Source organism: Sphingobium fontiphilum (assembly GCF_014196635.1).
Classification (GTDB): Bacteria; Pseudomonadota; Alphaproteobacteria; order Sphingomonadales; family Sphingomonadaceae; genus Sphingobium; species Sphingobium fontiphilum.
In genome coordinates this window covers 41,367-56,741 of record NZ_JACIEB010000005.1, presented here as the reverse complement: position 1 = coordinate 56,741, position 15,375 = coordinate 41,367, and the positions used below count along the sequence as shown (strand labels likewise).

General features: G+C 65.9%; 15 protein-coding genes. 4 read left to right on the top strand and 11 right to left on the bottom strand.

From position 1 onward, the window contains the following. Nucleotides 1–31 precede the first annotated feature (31 nt). From GGR44_RS11135 to dapA, 3 genes are read right to left on the bottom strand one after another with little or no spacing between them, the layout of a single operon-like run. Nucleotides 32–625, bottom strand: coding sequence for a DUF2062 domain-containing protein (locus GGR44_RS11135; protein WP_183955675.1), 594 nt, complete (start codon nucleotides 623–625; stop codon nucleotides 32–34). Next, the gene (gene smpB, locus GGR44_RS11130) at nucleotides 625–1,107 is read right to left on the bottom strand and encodes an SsrA-binding protein SmpB (RefSeq protein WP_183955674.1); all 483 of its coding nucleotides are present in this window, start codon (nucleotides 1,105–1,107) and stop codon (nucleotides 625–627) included. The genes GGR44_RS11135 and smpB overlap by 1 nt, the downstream gene beginning before the upstream one ends. A gap of 46 nt (nucleotides 1,108–1,153) precedes the next feature. Continuing rightward, nucleotides 1,154–2,032 (bottom strand): 4-hydroxy-tetrahydrodipicolinate synthase, encoded by an 879-nt coding sequence (gene dapA, locus GGR44_RS11125; protein WP_183955673.1) that lies wholly within the window; start codon nucleotides 2,030–2,032, stop codon nucleotides 1,154–1,156. A 149-nt stretch (nucleotides 2,033–2,181) separates the two neighbouring features. Here dapA and GGR44_RS11120 point away from each other — a divergent pair, with 149 nt between their 5' ends. Then, nucleotides 2,182–4,212, top strand: a complete 2,031-nt coding sequence (locus GGR44_RS11120; protein ID WP_425511318.1) for a lytic transglycosylase domain-containing protein — start codon at nucleotides 2,182–2,184, stop codon at nucleotides 4,210–4,212. Nucleotides 4,213–4,219: 7 nt separating this feature from the next. Here the strand turns inward: GGR44_RS11120 and GGR44_RS11115 are convergent, their stop codons facing one another. Genes GGR44_RS11115 through gluQRS form a run of 3 tightly spaced genes read right to left on the bottom strand, consistent with a single transcriptional unit; the run spans nucleotide 4,220 to nucleotide 5,947 of the window. Next, nucleotides 4,220–4,789, bottom strand: a complete 570-nt coding sequence (locus GGR44_RS11115) for a cob(I)yrinic acid a,c-diamide adenosyltransferase (RefSeq protein WP_183955671.1) — start codon at nucleotides 4,787–4,789, stop codon at nucleotides 4,220–4,222. Between the two features lie 3 nt (nucleotides 4,790–4,792). After that, a complete protein-coding gene (locus tag GGR44_RS11110) occupies nucleotides 4,793–5,029 on the bottom strand; it encodes a twin transmembrane helix small protein (protein WP_183955670.1) in 237 nt (78 codons plus the stop codon). 9 nt (nucleotides 5,030–5,038) lie between these two features. Then, nucleotides 5,039–5,947, bottom strand: coding sequence for a tRNA glutamyl-Q(34) synthetase GluQRS (gene gluQRS, locus GGR44_RS11105; RefSeq protein WP_246344597.1), 909 nt, complete (start codon nucleotides 5,945–5,947; stop codon nucleotides 5,039–5,041). A 100-nt stretch (nucleotides 5,948–6,047) separates the two neighbouring features. On the opposite strand from gluQRS, the gene GGR44_RS11100 reads away from it, so the two are divergent. The 3 genes from GGR44_RS11100 to GGR44_RS11090 all read left to right on the top strand — a co-directional run bounded on the left by GGR44_RS11100 (nucleotide 6,048) and on the right by GGR44_RS11090 (nucleotide 9,497). Next, nucleotides 6,048–6,614: an HNH endonuclease gene (locus tag GGR44_RS11100; RefSeq protein ID WP_183955669.1), complete on the top strand. Its 567-nt coding sequence runs from the start codon at nucleotides 6,048–6,050 to the stop codon at nucleotides 6,612–6,614. 83 nt (nucleotides 6,615–6,697) lie between these two features. Then, the gene (murA, locus tag GGR44_RS11095; protein WP_183955668.1) at nucleotides 6,698–7,981 is read left to right on the top strand and encodes a UDP-N-acetylglucosamine 1-carboxyvinyltransferase; all 1,284 of its coding nucleotides are present in this window, start codon (nucleotides 6,698–6,700) and stop codon (nucleotides 7,979–7,981) included. Next, nucleotides 7,974–9,497 (top strand): PAS domain-containing protein, encoded by a 1,524-nt coding sequence (locus tag GGR44_RS11090; protein WP_183955667.1) that lies wholly within the window; start codon nucleotides 7,974–7,976, stop codon nucleotides 9,495–9,497. Before murA ends, GGR44_RS11090 begins: the two co-directional genes overlap by 8 nt. Here the strand turns inward: GGR44_RS11090 and GGR44_RS11085 are convergent. From GGR44_RS11085 to GGR44_RS11065, 5 genes are all read right to left on the bottom strand, one after another. Further along, nucleotides 9,445–9,879, bottom strand: coding sequence for a response regulator (locus tag GGR44_RS11085; protein ID WP_183955666.1), 435 nt, complete (start codon nucleotides 9,877–9,879; stop codon nucleotides 9,445–9,447). The two genes, GGR44_RS11090 and GGR44_RS11085, sit on opposite strands and share 53 nt — an antisense overlap. Before the next feature lie 104 nt (nucleotides 9,880–9,983). Next, nucleotides 9,984–10,208, bottom strand: a complete 225-nt coding sequence (locus tag GGR44_RS11080; RefSeq protein ID WP_183955665.1) for a DUF2188 domain-containing protein — start codon at nucleotides 10,206–10,208, stop codon at nucleotides 9,984–9,986. 12 nt (nucleotides 10,209–10,220) lie between these two features. Then, entirely contained in the window at nucleotides 10,221–10,988 is a 768-nt protein-coding gene (locus tag GGR44_RS11075) for a DsbA family protein (protein ID WP_183955664.1), read from the bottom strand. Continuing rightward, a complete protein-coding gene (locus GGR44_RS11070; protein ID WP_183955895.1) occupies nucleotides 10,985–12,325 on the bottom strand; it encodes a M48 family metalloprotease in 1,341 nt (446 codons plus the stop codon). The genes GGR44_RS11075 and GGR44_RS11070 overlap by 4 nt, the downstream gene beginning before the upstream one ends. Nucleotides 12,326–12,462: 137 nt before the next feature. Next, nucleotides 12,463–15,195, bottom strand: coding sequence for an Rne/Rng family ribonuclease (locus tag GGR44_RS11065; protein WP_221214354.1), 2,733 nt, complete (start codon nucleotides 15,193–15,195; stop codon nucleotides 12,463–12,465). Nucleotides 15,196–15,375 lie beyond the last annotated feature (180 nt).

Below are 15,375 nucleotides of genomic sequence, written 5' to 3'. Positions count from 1 at the left end.
TCGCAATTGGCACGTTCCGCAACCGCCGGCGTCAGGCGGGCGCAGACTCTTCCAATGCGCTGCTTTGGGCGCGATTGCCAATCCTCAATTTGCGCGACCGCCATTTGCGGCCCATGCGATCGCGCCAGAACCAGATGGCGAGCACATAGCCGACCACCGCCGCAGCGATGGAAATCAGCGCCAGACCCAGCAGCATGGCGGGCGCGGCGTCGGACAGCAGCCAGGCGCACCATTGGCCGATGCTGGCATGATGATCGACCAGCGCCATGAAGCCCGAAGCGTCGGCGGCGCGCCCCAGCAGCCAGTTGCCGATATAGACCGACGCCCACAGGATGAACGGCGTCGACGCGGGATTGGACAGGAATGTCATGGCGGCGGCGACGGGGATATTGGCGCGGAACGGCAGCGCCAGCAGCGCCGCGCCCGCGATCTGCACGCCGGGGATCAGCAGGAAAATGCCGACTAGCAGCCCCAGCGCCACGCCGCGCGGCACCGACCGGCGGGTGAAGCGCCACAGCGACGGCTCCAGCACGCGGTGCGCCACGGGGGCCAGAAAACGGTTATGTTCGAGCGATTCGCGGGTCGGGCAATTGGCGTTCCACCAGCGGGTCAGGCGATTGCTCATCAGCTATGCGCCTTCATGATGCGCTGCTGGTCGCGCTTCCAGTCGCGTTCCTTGATGGTGTCGCGCTTGTCATGGGTCTTCTTGCCCTTGGCCAGCGCCAGTTCCACCTTCGCCCGTCCGGTCGAGTTGAAATAGATCATCAACGGCACCAGCGTCATGCCCTGACGCGATACGGCGCTGTGCATCTTCTCGATCTCGCGCTCATGCAGCAACAGCTTGCGGGGCCGCTTGGGCTCATGATTCTCGCGGTTGCCATGGCTATATTCGGGGATGTTGCTGTTCACCAGGAACACCTGGTTCCCCTTCACCTCGGCATAGCTTTCGGCGATATTGCCCTCGCCCCCGCGCAGCGCCTTCACCTCGGTGCCTTGCAGCGCGATGCCCGCCTCGAACACGTCCTCGATGAAATAATCGAAACGCGCGCGCCGGTTTTCGGCGACGATTTTCTTCTTGTCGAAGGTTGCGGGGCGGGGGCGGGCCATTTTTCTTCTTACATTCCTGTCGACACCATATGGGGTCGCGGGGCGGTTAAACCAGTCCCGCAATCTCCAGTGCGCGGTCGACCGCCATGCGGCTGGCTTCCGACGGCCATGTGATGGGCAGGCGGACTTCGCCGGGCATGTCGGGCCGTACGCGCGACAGCGCATATTTAACGGGGCCGGGTGAAGAATCGCTGAACAGGGCGTCATGCAGGGGATAGAGACGATCCTGAAGCAGCAATGCGCCATCCCAGTCATGCGCGGCCATCGCCGCCTGAAATTCGGCGCACAGGCGCGGGGCGACATTGGCGGTCACGGAAATGCAGCCGACGCCGCCCATCGCGTTGAAGCCCAGCGCGGTTTCGTCATTGCCCGAAAGCTGACAGAAATCGGGGCCGCAGGCCAGACGCTGCGCCGTCACCCGGCCCAGATTGCCGGTCGCGTCCTTGATGCCGACAATGCTCTGATATTCCTCGGCCAGACGATACATCACCGGCACGCCAATGTCGGTGATGGTGCGGCCGGGCACATTATAGAGGATGATGGGCAGGTCGCATCGTTCGGCGAGATAGGCGAAATGCCGGTAGACGCCCTCCTGATTGGGCTTGTTGTAATAAGGCGCGACGACCAGCGCGGCGTCCGCGCCCGCGCCCTGCGCCGCATACATGTGCTCCAGCGCGATTCGCGTATCGTTGGATCCGCATCCCGCGATCACCGGCACGCGGCCCCCCGCCTGATCGACGCAGATGGCGATGACGCGATTATGCTCCTCGACCGTCATGGTCGCGCTTTCGCCGGTGGTGCCGCAGGGGACGAGCGCGCTCGATCCTTCCGCGATCTGCCAGTCGACGAAGGCGCGAAACGCCGCCTCGTCAATCGCTCCGTCGCGAAAGGGCGTCACCAGAGCCGGAATCGACCCGGAAAACATGCACAAACTCCTTCAATTCGCCGGGGTTCCGGGGCATGATGCGGAAAAGGCGCGCTATAGCGCGTCATTCACGGCCTGATAAGGATGCAATTGCGATAATGTCCAGCATGGTGACGTTTCTGCCCGCGCAAAAATCACCAGCGATCCGAATGACGCTGATCGCCCTGCTGGCGTCGACCGCCGGGGCGAGCGCGCAGGACATGACCCAGATGCCCGCCGACCCGCCCGGCGCGGTGGTGCAGCAACTGCCCGGCGGCGGACAGGATCATCCCAGCCCCTGGCGACAGGCGAGCAGCCGCATCGGCGTTGCGTCGGACAGCAGCGTCGCCGCCGCGATCAGCCAGTGGCGCACGCTTCAGCAAAGCGATGGCCTGGGCTTTTCCGCCTATGCAAATTTCATCACCGCCAACCCCGGCTGGCCGGGGGAGGACAGGATGCGCCGCCTCGCGGAAAGCGGCATCAACCCCGACAGCTATGATCCCGCGCAGGTCGTCGCCTTCTTCACCCGCTTTCCCGCCCGCACGTCGGTGGGCAAGGCGCGCCACGCCATCGCGCTGACGCAACTGGGCCGGATGGACGAGGCCCGCGCCGCCGCCCGCGCGGCCTGGACTTCCGGGCCGCTGTCGCCGACCGACGAGGCGCGGATGCTCGGCCTGTTCGGATCGACCCTGACGCCCGCCGATCATGACCAGCGGGCCGACGCGCTGCTGTGGGCGGGCGATGTGGCGGGGGCCGAACGGATGCTGGCCTATGTTCCCGCCGCCCGCCGCCCGGTTTATGAAGCGCGCTTCGCTTTCCGGCGCAAAGCCGCGACCGCGCCGGCATTGATGCAGGCGGCCGAAGCGGCCGGCGCGGCCTCCGACGTCGGGTTCATTGCCGACAAGGCGCTGTGGCTGCGCGACACTGGCAACTGGATCGCGGCGCGGCAACTGCTCGCCAACCGCGCGACCGCCGTTTTCCGCCCGACCAATGTCGAAAAATGGTATGAGTTGCTGCTGGGGCAGGCGCGCGCCGCCGCCAATGACAGCCAGTGGAGCTTCGCCTGGGGCATCGCCAGCAAGATTGACGACGCCTATGCGCCGGGCGTCGATGTGCGGGAACGGCCGATCGGCGAGCGCGACGATTATACCAGCCTCGCCTGGCTGGCGGGCACGACGGCCTTCTACAACCTCAACCGCCCCGCCGATGCGGTGACGATGTTCCGCCGCTATGCGCAAGGGGCGAAGTCGCCGCAGACCCAGTCCAAGGGCTATTATTGGGCCGGACGCGCCGCGCTCGCCGCCAACGACATCGCCAGCGCCAACAGCTATTTCGCGCAGGCCGGGCAATATGCCGACCAGTTTTACGGCCAGTTGGCGCTTGAACGGCTGAGCCGACCGGTGCCGCCGCCGGCAGCCGAACAGCCGGTCGCCATTGCCGACGCCGATCGCGCCGCCTTCAACGCCCGCTCGGTGGTCCGCGCCGCCCGCGCGCTGGGCCAGATGGGCTATTGGGAGGACCAGAGCAAATTCGCCCGCGCCATCGCGTCCAACGCCGACAGCGATGCCGATCATATATTGGCGGTCGAACTGGCCCGATCGCTCGGTCGCCCCGACATGGGCGTGATGGTCGGGCGACGGGCGCTGTCCAGCGGGCTGAGCGGCTATGGCGAAAGCGCCTTCCCGCGCGTGCCCGTGCCATCGGAATATCAGGCCGACTGGACTATGATCCATGCCATCGCCCGGCAGGAAAGCCAGTTTGACAAGCAGATCGTCAGCCATGCGGGCGCGCGCGGCCTGATGCAGTTGATGCCCGGCACCGCGCGCGAACAGGCGGGCATATTGGGCATGGGCTATAGCGCTGCCTCGCTCAATGACCCGAGCTACAACATCATGCTGGGTTCGAGCTATTTTCAGCGGATGCTCAAATATTTCGGGGGCAGCTATCCGCTGGCCGTCGCCGCCTATAATGCCGGGGCGGGCAATGTTAACAAGTGGATCCGCGCCAATGGCGACCCGCGCCTGCCCGGCGCCGACATGCTGCGCTGGATCGAGCAGATCCCGATTTTCGAAACGCGCAACTATGTGCAGCGCGTGCTGGAAAACGCCGTCGTCTATGACGCGATGAACCCGTCGGCGGCGCGTTTCCAGGGCAGCGATGCGGTGCTGTCGCGCTATCTGGGTAAGCGGACGCCGGGCTGAACCGCGTTTATCGCGACGCGCCGGGCACCCATTTGATGTCGGCGCGCCCGTCGTCGTTCAGGCAGCGGGCGAGCACGAACAGCCAGTCGGACAGGCGGTTGAGGTAGGCGAGCGCCTGCGGGTTGATCGCCACGCCCGCCGCCGCCTCCACCGCGCTGCGTTCGGCGCGGCGCGTGATGGCGCGAGCAAGGTGGACGGCCGCCGCCGCCGCCGATCCGCCGGGCAGGATGAAGCTGTCGAGCGGGGTGAGGCGCGCGTTCATCGCGTCGATCTGGGCTTCCAGCCGTCCGACCTGACTCGCCACGATGCGCAGCGCCCAGGGTTCGTCCTGGCCTTCTGGCACCGGCGTCGCCAGGTCCGCGCCCAGGTCGAACAGGTCGTTTTGGATCGTTCGCGCCCACGCCGCCTCGGCGCAATCGCCCATGGCGAGGACGGCGAGCCCCAGCGCGCTGTTGGCTTCGTCGACATCGCCCACCGCCCGCATCCGCGCGGCATATTTGGGCAGGCGCGATCCGTCGACGAGGCCGGTCGTGCCGTCGTCACCGGTGCGCGTGTAAATCTTGTTGAGCTTGACCAAGGCTTATTTGCCGCCGCCGCTCATCAACAGGATCAGCACGACGATAATGATCGCCAGCGCCTGAAACAGGATGCGGTTGAACATCATCTTGTTCTGTTTGAGGCTCGACGGGCTCGGCCCGCCGTCGGGCGAGTTGAGTTCTTCCTTGGTGGTTTGCAGGAAGGCGACGATGCCGCGGATCAGCGCGAACAGGGTCGCGGCCATGGCCGCCAGCAGGGCGAGGATCAGGACGACGTTCATGTCCCCTATCTATGCCTGACCCAGCGAAATGCCAACCGGAAAGCGCGCCGCACGCAGATCGGCGGCCAGCGCATCGGCCGCCACGCCCGCCGCGCGCAGCTCCGCCAGCGCGATGGAGCCGGCCCGCTTCGCCAGCCGCTTGCCATCCGGTCCTATCAGCAGCGGATGGTGGATATAGAGCGGGGAGGGCAGATCGAGCAGCGCCTGCAACAGCCGGTGGACAGGGGTCGCGCTGCGCAGGTCCGCGCCGCGCAGCACATGGGTGACCCCCATGGCGGCGTCGTCCAGCGTGCAGGACAGGTGATAGCTGGCCGGCGCATCCTTGCGCGCCAGCACCACGTCGCCCGCCGTTCCGGGATCGGCGGCGAGCGCGCGCCCGCCGCCGCCCTCATAGGGAAAGGGCGCGTCCCGCCAGTCGAGCGGCCCGGCCATGGCGATGGCCGCGGCCATGTCCAGCCGCCAGGCATGGGGCAGGGCGGCCAGCTTTTCCGCTCGCTCGGCGGCGGGCATCCCCCGGCACGCGCCGGGATAGACCGGCCCTTCCGACCCATGGGGGGCGCTTGCGCTCGCGGCCCATTGCGCCTGAATGTCGGCGCGCGTGCAGAAACAGGGATAGAGCAGGCCCATGGCGCGCAGCCGGTCCAGCGCCGATTCATAATGGGCGAGACGTTCTGATTGCGCCATCATCGCGCCGTCCCATGCGACGCCCAGCCAGCGCAGATCCTCAACAATTCCCGCGACATGCTCCGGCCGGCTGCGCGCGCCGTCGATATCCTCGATCCGCAGGCGAAACGCGCCGCCCGCCGCGCGCGCCATGTCCATCGCCATCAGCGCCGACCAGCCATGGCCGATATGCAGGCGGCCGGTCGGGCTGGGGGCGAAGCGGGTCACCATATGCTGTAGCGGGTCGGGTGGCATCATACAGACTCTTGACGGGGCATATTCGTTAATGCTGTCATGCGCTTGTCACGCTCATGGTCAAATCAGCGGGGGTGGCGAAGGGGGGTTGAGAAGATCCATGTATCACCCAGACCTGATACGGCATCCGGAAAATTGTCCGGCGCTGGTGTTGAATGCAGATTATACGCCGCTCAGCTATTATCCGCTCAGCCTGTGGCCCTGGCAAACCGCGATCAAGGCGGTGTTCCTTGACCGGGTGGACATCGTCGCCAGCTATGAACGCGAAGTCCACAGCCCCAGCCTGAACATCAAAATCCCGTCGGTCATCGCGCTCAAACAATATGTAAAGCCTTCGGAACATCCCGCCTTCACCCGTTTCAACCTGTTCCTGCGCGACAAGTTCACCTGCCAATATTGCGGATCGCTCAGCGACCTGACCTTCGACCATGTCATTCCGCGCCGCGCGGGCGGCCGCACGACATGGGAAAATGTCACCACCGCCTGTTCGCCCTGCAACCTCAAAAAAGGGGGCCGGACGCCGAAGGAGGCGGGGATGCACATCCATGTCGCGCCCATCCGCCCGACCAGCTGGCAGTTGCAGGATCATGGCCGCGCCTTCCCGCCCGGCTATCTGCACGAAAGCTGGCACGACTGGCTGTACTGGGATGTGGAACTGCTCGCCTGAGCGGTGAAAATGCGACGGATTTCCATGCGCCTGACAGCGTGGCCGCCTTGCGCGCCGCGCATTAACCGTTATTGAGACAGGCCATGGATCGTATCGACATTCGCGGTGGCAAACCGCTCTCCGGCCGCCTCCCCATTTCTGGCGCAAAGAACGCGGCGTTGACGCTTCTGCCCTGCGCGCTGCTGACCGATGAGCCGCTGACGCTGCGCAACCTGCCGCGCCTGGCCGATGTCGACAGCTTCGGCCATCTGCTCAACCAACTCGGCGTGTCGACCATGATCGAGGGCGCCCGGCCGGAGGATTTCGGCCGCGTGATGACGATGCGGGCCAGCCGCGTCACATCGACCGTCGCCCCCTATGACATCGTCCGCAAGATGCGCGCCTCCATCCTCGTGCTTGGCCCGCTGCTCGCCCGCGCGGGCGAAGCGACGGTGTCGCTGCCCGGCGGCTGCGCCATCGGCAACCGACCCATCGACCTGCACCTGCGCGCGCTCGAGGCGTTCGGCGCGGTGATCGAACTGGCGGCGGGCTATGTGAAGGCGTCGGCGCCCGATGGCGGCCTGCCCGGCGGCGTCTACACCTTCCCAGTGGTGTCGGTCGGCGCGACCGAAAATGCGGTGATGGCCGCCGTGCTCGCCAATGGCGCCTGCATATTGGAAAATGCCGCGCGCGAACCGGAGATCGTCGACCTGTGCCGGCTGCTGATCGCCATGGGCGCGGACATTGAAGGGGTGGGCACGTCCAGACTCGTGATCCATGGCCGCGAACGGCTCCATGGCGCAACCTATCGCGTCATGCCCGACCGGATCGAGGCGGGCAGCTATGCCTGCGCCGCCGCCATTACCGGCGGTTCGCTCGACCTGATCGGCGCGGAAGCGGCCGACATGATGGCGATTCTGGCGGCGCTGCGCGAAGCGGGCGTCGTGGTGGAGGAACATAAGGAGGGGATACGCGTTTCCGCTGACGGGAGATTGAAACCCTTGACCCTGTCCACTGCTCCGTTTCCTGCCTTCCCCACCGATATGCAGGCCCAGTTCATGGCGATGCTGGCGCTGGCTGATGGCGCGTCGGTGCTGACCGAAACGATTTTCGAGAACCGCTACATGCATGTGCCCGAACTGGCGCGCATGGGCGCGGATATTTCTGTGAACGGCCGCACGGCCGTGGTGCGCGGCGTGCCCAAATTGGTCGGCGCGCCGGTAATGGCGACCGACTTGCGCGCGTCGATGAGCCTGGTGCTGGCGGGCCTCGCCGCCGAAGGCGAAACGCAGGTCAACCGCGTCTATCATCTCGACCGCGGCTATGAACGGCTGGAGGAAAAATTGTCGGCCGTGGGCGCCGACATCGAACGCGTCGGCGATGGCTGAACTCCTCCCCGACGGCGCCATCGACCGCGCGGCCCTGCTTGCGCTTTACGACATCGACGCTGGTGGTTTTGAGGCGCTGGACGAGATGACGGCGTTTGGCGCCGCCCTGTGCGAAGCGCCGATCTGCGTCGTCAGTCTGGTGGACCAGGACAGCCAGCGTTTCGTGTCGCGCACCGGGCTGGATGCCGATGGCACGCCCCGGTCCATGTCCTTCTGTAACCATGCCATGCGTCATTCCGAACTGATGCTGGTTCCCGACGCGCGTCGGGATCCGCGCTTTGCCGACAACCCGCTGGTCACTGGCGAACCGCATATCCGCTTTTACGCCGGCGCGCCGCTGGTCGACACCGATGGGGCGCAACTGGGGGCCCTGTGCGTTATCGACCGAGAGCCGCGCGTCGACCTGACGCCGTTGCAAAGGCAGGGCCTGGTGCTGCTGTCCAAGCAGGTCATGACCTTTCTTCACGATCGCCGTTATGGTCGCGAGGTCGAGGCGCGGCTGAAGCGCAAGCGCGAGGCGATGATCGACAGCGAAACGCGCTTTCGCGCGCTGGCCGACGCCATTCCGCAAATGGTGTGGTCGGCGTCGGTCGATGGTCATGTCGATTATTTCAACGAACGCTGGTATGAATTTACCGGCGTAACCGAAGGGGCGTCGAACGGCGATGGCTGGGTCGATGTGGTCCATCCCGATGATCGCGAACGGGCAGGGCGGGTGTGGGGACGCAGTCTGGAAACGGGCCAGCCCTATGAGATCGAATATCGGTTGCGGCATCGCAGCGGCGAATATCGCAGCGCGCTGGGACGGGCCTTGCCTATCCGGGACAGCGCCGGGCGCATCACCCGCTGGATCGGCAGTTGCACCGACATTCACGAACAGGCGCTGATGATCGAGGAGCGCGAAATGATCGCGCATGAACTTTCGCATCGCATCAAAAACATATTTTCGGTTATTGCCGGGCTCATCGGCCTGTCCGCGCGCGAGCGCCCGGAGCTCCGCGACGCAGCCGACGATCTGCGCGACCGGGTGTTGGCGCTGGGCCGCGCCCATGATTTCGTCCGTCCGCATAGCGCGGAATCCCGGCGTGGGCTGGATTTCGAACAGAGCAGCCTGCAGGGTCTGCTGCACCAGCTTTTTGCCCCCTATGGCGATCGCGTGCTGGTGAGCGGCGATGATCCCCGCATTGACGACCGATCGGCCACGCCGCTGGCGCTGATATTCCATGAACTGGCGACCAACGCCGCCAAATATGGGGCGCTGTCCGTGCCGGAGGGGCGCGTCGAACTGGCCTTGTCGCCCGCCGATGATATCGATGGCTGGATTGTGGAATGGCGCGAACTGGGCGGCCCTGCGCCGGTAGAGACAGGGTCAACCGGTTTTGGCACCCGCCTGATGGCGCTCAGCGCGGAACGGCAGCTGGGCGGAAAGGTCGACCGGCAATGGCTGGCCGAAGGGCTGGTCGTCAGGCTGACGATCCCATCCCGCTCAATGAGCCGGGCGGTGGAAATGGCGTAAAGCCGCTGATGTCGGCGGCCAGCGGATCGCCATTGTCGGTCGCCGCCAGCTTGAGCGCTGCGATGATGCTTGCTTCGCGGAACGGCTTTACCACAACGCCCAGCGCGGATGACGACGCGCCGCCGATCTGGGCGGGATTGGCGGTGACATAGATGACGCGAACGCCGTGGCTTTGCGCCAGGGTGGTGCCGATGACCGTGCCCGTTGGCCCGTCGCGCAGGTTGAGGTCGACCAGAGCGATATCGCACTGGTCAGCGACAGCCAGAGCTGACGCCCTGTCGGCGGCGATGGCGACGACATCGAAAGATGCCGCCTCGACCGCCTGTTCGATTTCGAGCGCCACGAAAATCTCGTCTTCGACAATCAAAACCCGCTTAGACATCGCAACTGACCCGAAATCCCTTCATCTGTAATGGCGATTGAAGGTTTTTAATGCCGGATGGGTCAACAGGTTCCTGCGCGGAGAGGAAAAATTTTCAGCAACGGTCAATTCTCGTCGGTCTGGCTGGTCCAGACCGTATCGAATTCGCCGTCCCGCATCAGCAGGACGCTGGCCGGGAAACCCGCGTCAGCAGCCTTGCGCGCGGTCGCCACGGCCGCTTCCGTCGCCTTTTCCTGACTGTCGAACGGTCCGAAATAGCGGTTGTCGAGGTTGATCTTCCATACGCCCTCATGGGGCACGACGATGTAGCGGGCATGGGGGCGGGCCATGGCGGTCGCCCCTTAACGCTTGCGCGCGGCTGCGATCGCGTCTTTCAACGCATCATAGCCGACGGCGCCGGAAAACACCTGATCCCCGACGATGAAGGTCGGCGTGCCGGTGGCCTGGATTTTCTGGGCGAGCGCGATGTTCGACTGGACCTCGGCTTCATATTTGCTGTCGACCATCGCCGCCTCGGCCGCCTTGCGATCGATGCCGACGGATTGGGCGGCGGCAAAGATCGTGTCCCGCGTCACCTTGCCCGCGCCATAAAGCGCCTTGTGAAAGCCCATATAACGGCCCCGTTCGGCCGCCAGCAACGACACCTTTGCCGCGTCGCCGCTTTGTTCCGACAGGATCGGCAATTCGCGATAGACGATCTTCAGCCCCCTGTCCGCCGCCACCAGCTTGGCAAGGTCGGGCAGCGAAGACCGGCAATAGCCGCAGGCATAATCGAAAAATTCGACCAGCACGACATCGGCCTGCGCCGCGCCCTCCCATGCGCCGGCATAAGGGGTTTCCAGCGCGCTGCGATGGGCGTTGATCGTGCCCGACAGGCGCCTGGCCTGCAATTTCTCGATCGCCTGCGGAATGATTTCGGGATGCTCCATGATATAGTCATGGACGATCTGCTCGATCGCGACCTTGTCAGCAGCGCCTACGGCGGTGGGCGACTGGACGGCCAGAGCCGTGCCTGCCGCTGCGGTGGTGGCGATAAGGAAGCCGAGCGTCATCTGAATCTTTCTGTTGGAGAGGGCGGATCGGAAATCGGGTCTGCTCTGGTCGGTCATTTCTTCTTCCGCTGTTGTTCCACGGCCGCGCGCGATACCATGGCGATGTCCTGCGCGCGCAGATAATCGACCGTGCCCGGTTTCAGGCCCTGCACAGCCATGTCGGCGCTGCGCAGCGCCAGCATGTCCTGACCCATCATGGCATAGCGTTCGGCGGTGGCGAGCGCGGCGCGCGCCGTGTCCCCCCGCCGTTCATAAACGACGCCAAGCTGATACCAGGCAAAGGGGTTTTCGCGGTCGCGGGCAACGGCGTTACGCAAAACCTGTTCGGCTTCGGCAAAATTCGCTTCATCCTCGCTGGCGATCAGGGCGTGGCCCAGCAGGGTGGCGATCAGCGGCTGGCTGGTCTTCGCCACCGCTTCGCGCAAGGGTGGAATGGCTTCACGCGGTCGCCCGCTTTCCAGCAGGATCTGACCTTCCAACTCCAGAAAATAGGGGTCGTGCGGCGCGGCCTTCAAAAGGGCATCAACCTCCGCCAGCGCCTTTTGCGGATAGGCGCTTTTGTGCCAGGCATAGGCTCTGGCGTAATGGGCCGGGATCGATTGGTCGCTCTCGGGATATTTGATGAGTGTCTGGGCGGGTTCGGACACGAAACCGACGAGCTTCGCCTTGATCCGTTCGAACCGCGCCTCCAGCGCCGGGTCGACCGGCCTGTTCCACGCCGGGTCGACCTCATAGACCTCGCGCAGCACGTTGATGCGCTCGCCCGACAGCGGATGGGTGCGGCCGTAGCTATTGTCCTGCGGGATCGCGAGGCGATATTCCTGATTCTGCAGCTTCTTGAAGAACTCCAGGCTGCCCTTGCCCGAAATGCCCGCCGCCGACAGGTAACGCGCGCCGGCAAGGTCCGCCGAACTTTCCTGTGCGCGGGAAAAGGCCAGGAAACTGCTCATCGCCGCTTGCTGGCCCAGTCCCATGATGCCCATGCCCGCTTCGCCGCCGCCCGCCGCGATCGCCGCGGCGCCGACGATCAGGCTGAGCAGGGTGATGCCCGTCGCCGCCTTGATCCCCTCGGACGAGCGGATGATATGGCCGCCCTCGATATGGCCCAGTTCATGGGCGACAACGCCCTGCACCTGATTGACATTGTCGGCCTGCGCGATCAGTCCGCTATGCACCCAGACATATTGGCCGCCCGCGACGAAGGCGTTGATTTCCGGGTCGTTGATGACCAGCACCTGTACATTGCGCGGCTCCATGCCCGCCGCCTTGACCAGCGGCGCCGACATGTCGGCCATGAAGGCCTCGGTTTCCGCATCGCGCAGCACCGACTGGGCATGGCCGGTCTGGGCAAAGGCCGCCAGCGCCAGCATCGCCATGGATGCGGCGCGGGCCATGCGGCGCAGGGCGCGGCCGGAGGGATTGTTCGCAGGCCGGATCACGCGCCGGGGCTTGCCATGGCGGTGATGAACCGGGGGTGAAAGGGGGGCGTCGCCAGCGGGCCGGGCCATGCCGGAAACGCCCCCTTGCTTTCTTACTGACCGAAGGTGCGCTGCCACCAGCCGCGGCGCGGCTCGCCATCGCTTTCGGTGTCGCCTTCCGCTTCCGCTTCGGCGGGGGCTTCAGCGGCCTCAACGGCCTCCACCATCACCGGCTGTTCGGCAACCGGCGTTTCAACGGGCGGGGCGACGGCGTCTTCGGCGGTGGCGCTCGCCGGTTCGACGGCCGCGGCGGCTTCAGCAGCCGGAACTTCGGCCTCGACAGCTTCAACCACGCTTGGCTCGGCCTTTTTGCGGCGAGTGCGCTTGGGCTTGGCGGGGGCCTCGGCCTCCGGGGCAGCCTCGGCCGCTTCGGCGGTTGCCGCCTCGCTTGGCTCGGCTTTCTTGCGGCGGGTGCGCTTGGGCTTGGCGGGCGCTTCCTCGGCAACCGGGGCGGCTGCTTGCGCTTCGCTGGCCTCGGTCGCTGGTTCAGAGGCGGCCTCTTCGGCCGCTTCCACCTTCTTGCGCGCGCGCGGGCGGCGGCGAGTCTTGGGCGCTTCCTCCGCGACAGGCTCCTCGACAGGGGCCTCGGCGACCGGTTCTTCGGCAGCAGCCGCGGCGGCGCCCTCGGTCGCTTCCGCGCCTTCCGTCGCTTCGCCCGCGACATCGCTCATGCCTTCGCGCCGGCGGCGACCGCCACGGCGACCACGACGATTGCGACGACGGCCTTCGCCGCTTTCACCGTCTGCCGCCTCTTCGACCGGCCCGGCTTCCTCGCCCTCATCCGACGATTCATCAGGCCCGGTCCCGTCCTCGCCCTCTTCGGCGGTGGTGACGGGGGCATCGGTTCCGCCCTCGCGGTTGCCGCCCCGGCGGCGGCGGCGGCGGCGGCGACGGCGGCCGCCTTCGCGATCCTCGCCACGATCGGCCTGCGCTTCGCCAGCATGGGCTTCCTCGGCCTCTTCGACCTCGTCGAGCAGTTCATCCTCTTCCGGCAGGTCGTCTTCATCGTCCTGCGGCAGCGGGGCATAGTGGACGACTCGCTCGGGGCGGGGGCCGCTGGCCTCCACCGACATGCGCGCGCCTTCCACCTCGCCATCGGGCAGGATGGCGATGCGCACGCCATAACGCTGTTCGATCTCGTCCAGCTCCCGGCGCTTGTTGTTGAGGACGTAGAAGGCCGCTTCCTGACTGGCGCGCAGGGTGATCAGGCTGCCGCGACCGCGCGCGGCTTCCTCTTCCAGCATGCGCAGCGCCGACAGGCCCGCCGACGACGCCGTGCGGACAAGGCCCGTGCCCTCGCAATGCGGGCATTCGCGGGTCGATGCCTCCAGCACGCCGGTGCGCAGCCGCTGGCGGCTCATTTCCATCAGGCCAAAGCCCGAAATGCGGCCCACCTGGATGCGGGCGCGATCGTCCTTCAGCGCCTCCTTCATCGCCTTCTCGACCTTGCGGATGTTGGAGTTCACCTCCATGTCGATGAAGTCGATGACGACAAGGCCGGCCATGTCGCGCAGGCGCAACTGGCGGGCGATCTCGCGCGCGGCCTCCAGGTTGGTGGCGACGGCGGTCTGTTCGATGCCATGTTCGCGGGTCGACCGGCCCGAGTTGATGTCGATCGACACCAGCGCCTCGGTCGGGTTGATGACCAGATAGCCGCCCGATTTCAGTTGCACGACCGGGTTGTACATCGCCGCCAGTTGATCCTCGACGCTGGCGCGCTGGAACAGCGATACGGCGTCGGCATATTGCTTCACCCGCCGCGCGTGGCTGGGCATCAGCAGCTTCATGAAGTCCTTCGCGGCGCGATATCCCTCCTCGCCCTCGACAATGACTTCCTCGATATCCTTGTTGTAGATGTCGCGGATGGCGCGTTTGATGAGGTCGCTGTCATTGTGGATCAGCGCGGGCGCGGCCGATTTCAGCGTCTGTTCGCGAATCTCGTCCCACAGGCGGGCGAGATAGTCGAAATCGCGCTTGATCTCCGGCTTGGTGCGCTGAAGCCCGGCGGTGCGGACGATGCAGCCCATCGACGAGGGCAGGGCCATTTCCGCAATGATCGACTTCAGCCGCTTGCGGTCGGCCGCGTTCGAAATCTTGCGCGAAATGCCGCCGCCATGGCTGGTGTTGGGCATCAGCACGCAATAACGGCCGGCCAGCGACAGGTAAGTGGTCAGCGCCGCGCCCTTGTTGCCGCGTTCTTCCTTGACGACCTGCACCAGCAGCACCTGGCGGCGCTTGATGACGTCCTGAATCTTGTAACGGCGGCGCAGCGCCATGCGCTTGCGGCGCAGTTCGTCGGCGGCGTCGTCGCCGCCCTTGTCGCGCTTGCGGCGGCCGCCTCTGGCCGGGCGTTCCTCGCCCTCGGCGGTTTCGGCGGCTTCGCCTTCCTCGTCGTCCAGATCGGGCGCATCGACATCCTCGACGCCGCCTTCGGCCGCTTCCACGCCCTCGTCATCGTCCTCGTCGGCTTCGGCGCGCAGCGCGGCTTCTTCCTCGGCATGGGCGCGTTCTTCGCGCAGCAACGCCTCGCGGTCCTCGCGCGGGATCTGGTAATAATCGGGGTGGATTTCGGAAAAGGCCAGGAAGCCGTGGCGGTTGCCGCCATAATCGACGAACGCCGCCTGCAGCGACGGTTCGACGCGGGTCACCTTGGCGAGATAGATATTTCCCTTGAGCTGTTTGTGCTCGGCGGATTCGAAGTCAAATTCCTCGATCCGGTTTCCCTTGACGACGGCGACCCGGGTTTCTTCCCGGTGGCGCGCATCGATCAGCATACGCATGGTCATTGATGATTCTCCGGCGTGGACGCGCGGGGGCCAGGGGCCGCCGGGCCACGCGATAAAGGCGGAACGGCGCGCCTGGGGGCGTCCATGGGGACGCCATGGGCGCGCCTGTTCCGGATTGAGGGGTGAAGATCGCGTCTGCTGCGCGGGCATGGGCGGGCTTTGCGCCGGCCCCGTAAACGC

Coding starts and splice junctions, on each gene's coding strand:
- GGR44_RS11135 (WP_183955675.1), bottom strand. CDS start 625: ATGAGCAATCGCCTGACCCGCTGGTGGAACGCCAATTGCCCGACCCGC.
- smpB (WP_183955674.1), bottom strand. CDS start 1,107: ATGGCCCGCCCCCGCCCCGCAACCTTCGACAAGAAGAAAATCGTCGCC.
- dapA (WP_183955673.1), bottom strand. CDS start 2,032: ATGTTTTCCGGGTCGATTCCGGCTCTGGTGACGCCCTTTCGCGACGGA.
- GGR44_RS11120 (WP_425511318.1), top strand. CDS start 2,182: ATGACGCTGATCGCCCTGCTGGCGTCGACCGCCGGGGCGAGCGCGCAG.
- GGR44_RS11110 (WP_183955670.1), bottom strand. CDS start 5,029: ATGAACGTCGTCCTGATCCTCGCCCTGCTGGCGGCCATGGCCGCGACC.
- gluQRS (WP_246344597.1), bottom strand. CDS start 5,947: ATGCCACCCGACCCGCTACAGCATATGGTGACCCGCTTCGCCCCCAGC.
- GGR44_RS11100 (WP_183955669.1), top strand. CDS start 6,048: ATGTATCACCCAGACCTGATACGGCATCCGGAAAATTGTCCGGCGCTG.
- murA (WP_183955668.1), top strand. CDS start 6,698: ATGGATCGTATCGACATTCGCGGTGGCAAACCGCTCTCCGGCCGCCTC.
- GGR44_RS11090 (WP_183955667.1), top strand. CDS start 7,974: ATGGCTGAACTCCTCCCCGACGGCGCCATCGACCGCGCGGCCCTGCTT.
- GGR44_RS11085 (WP_183955666.1), bottom strand. CDS start 9,879: ATGTCTAAGCGGGTTTTGATTGTCGAAGACGAGATTTTCGTGGCGCTC.
- GGR44_RS11080 (WP_183955665.1), bottom strand. CDS start 10,208: ATGGCCCGCCCCCATGCCCGCTACATCGTCGTGCCCCATGAGGGCGTA.
- GGR44_RS11075 (WP_183955664.1), bottom strand. CDS start 10,988: ATGACCGACCAGAGCAGACCCGATTTCCGATCCGCCCTCTCCAACAGA.
- GGR44_RS11070 (WP_183955895.1), bottom strand. CDS start 12,325: ATGGCCCGCGCCGCATCCATGGCGATGCTGGCGCTGGCGGCCTTTGCC.
- GGR44_RS11065 (WP_221214354.1), bottom strand. CDS start 15,195: ATGACCATGCGTATGCTGATCGATGCGCGCCACCGGGAAGAAACCCGG.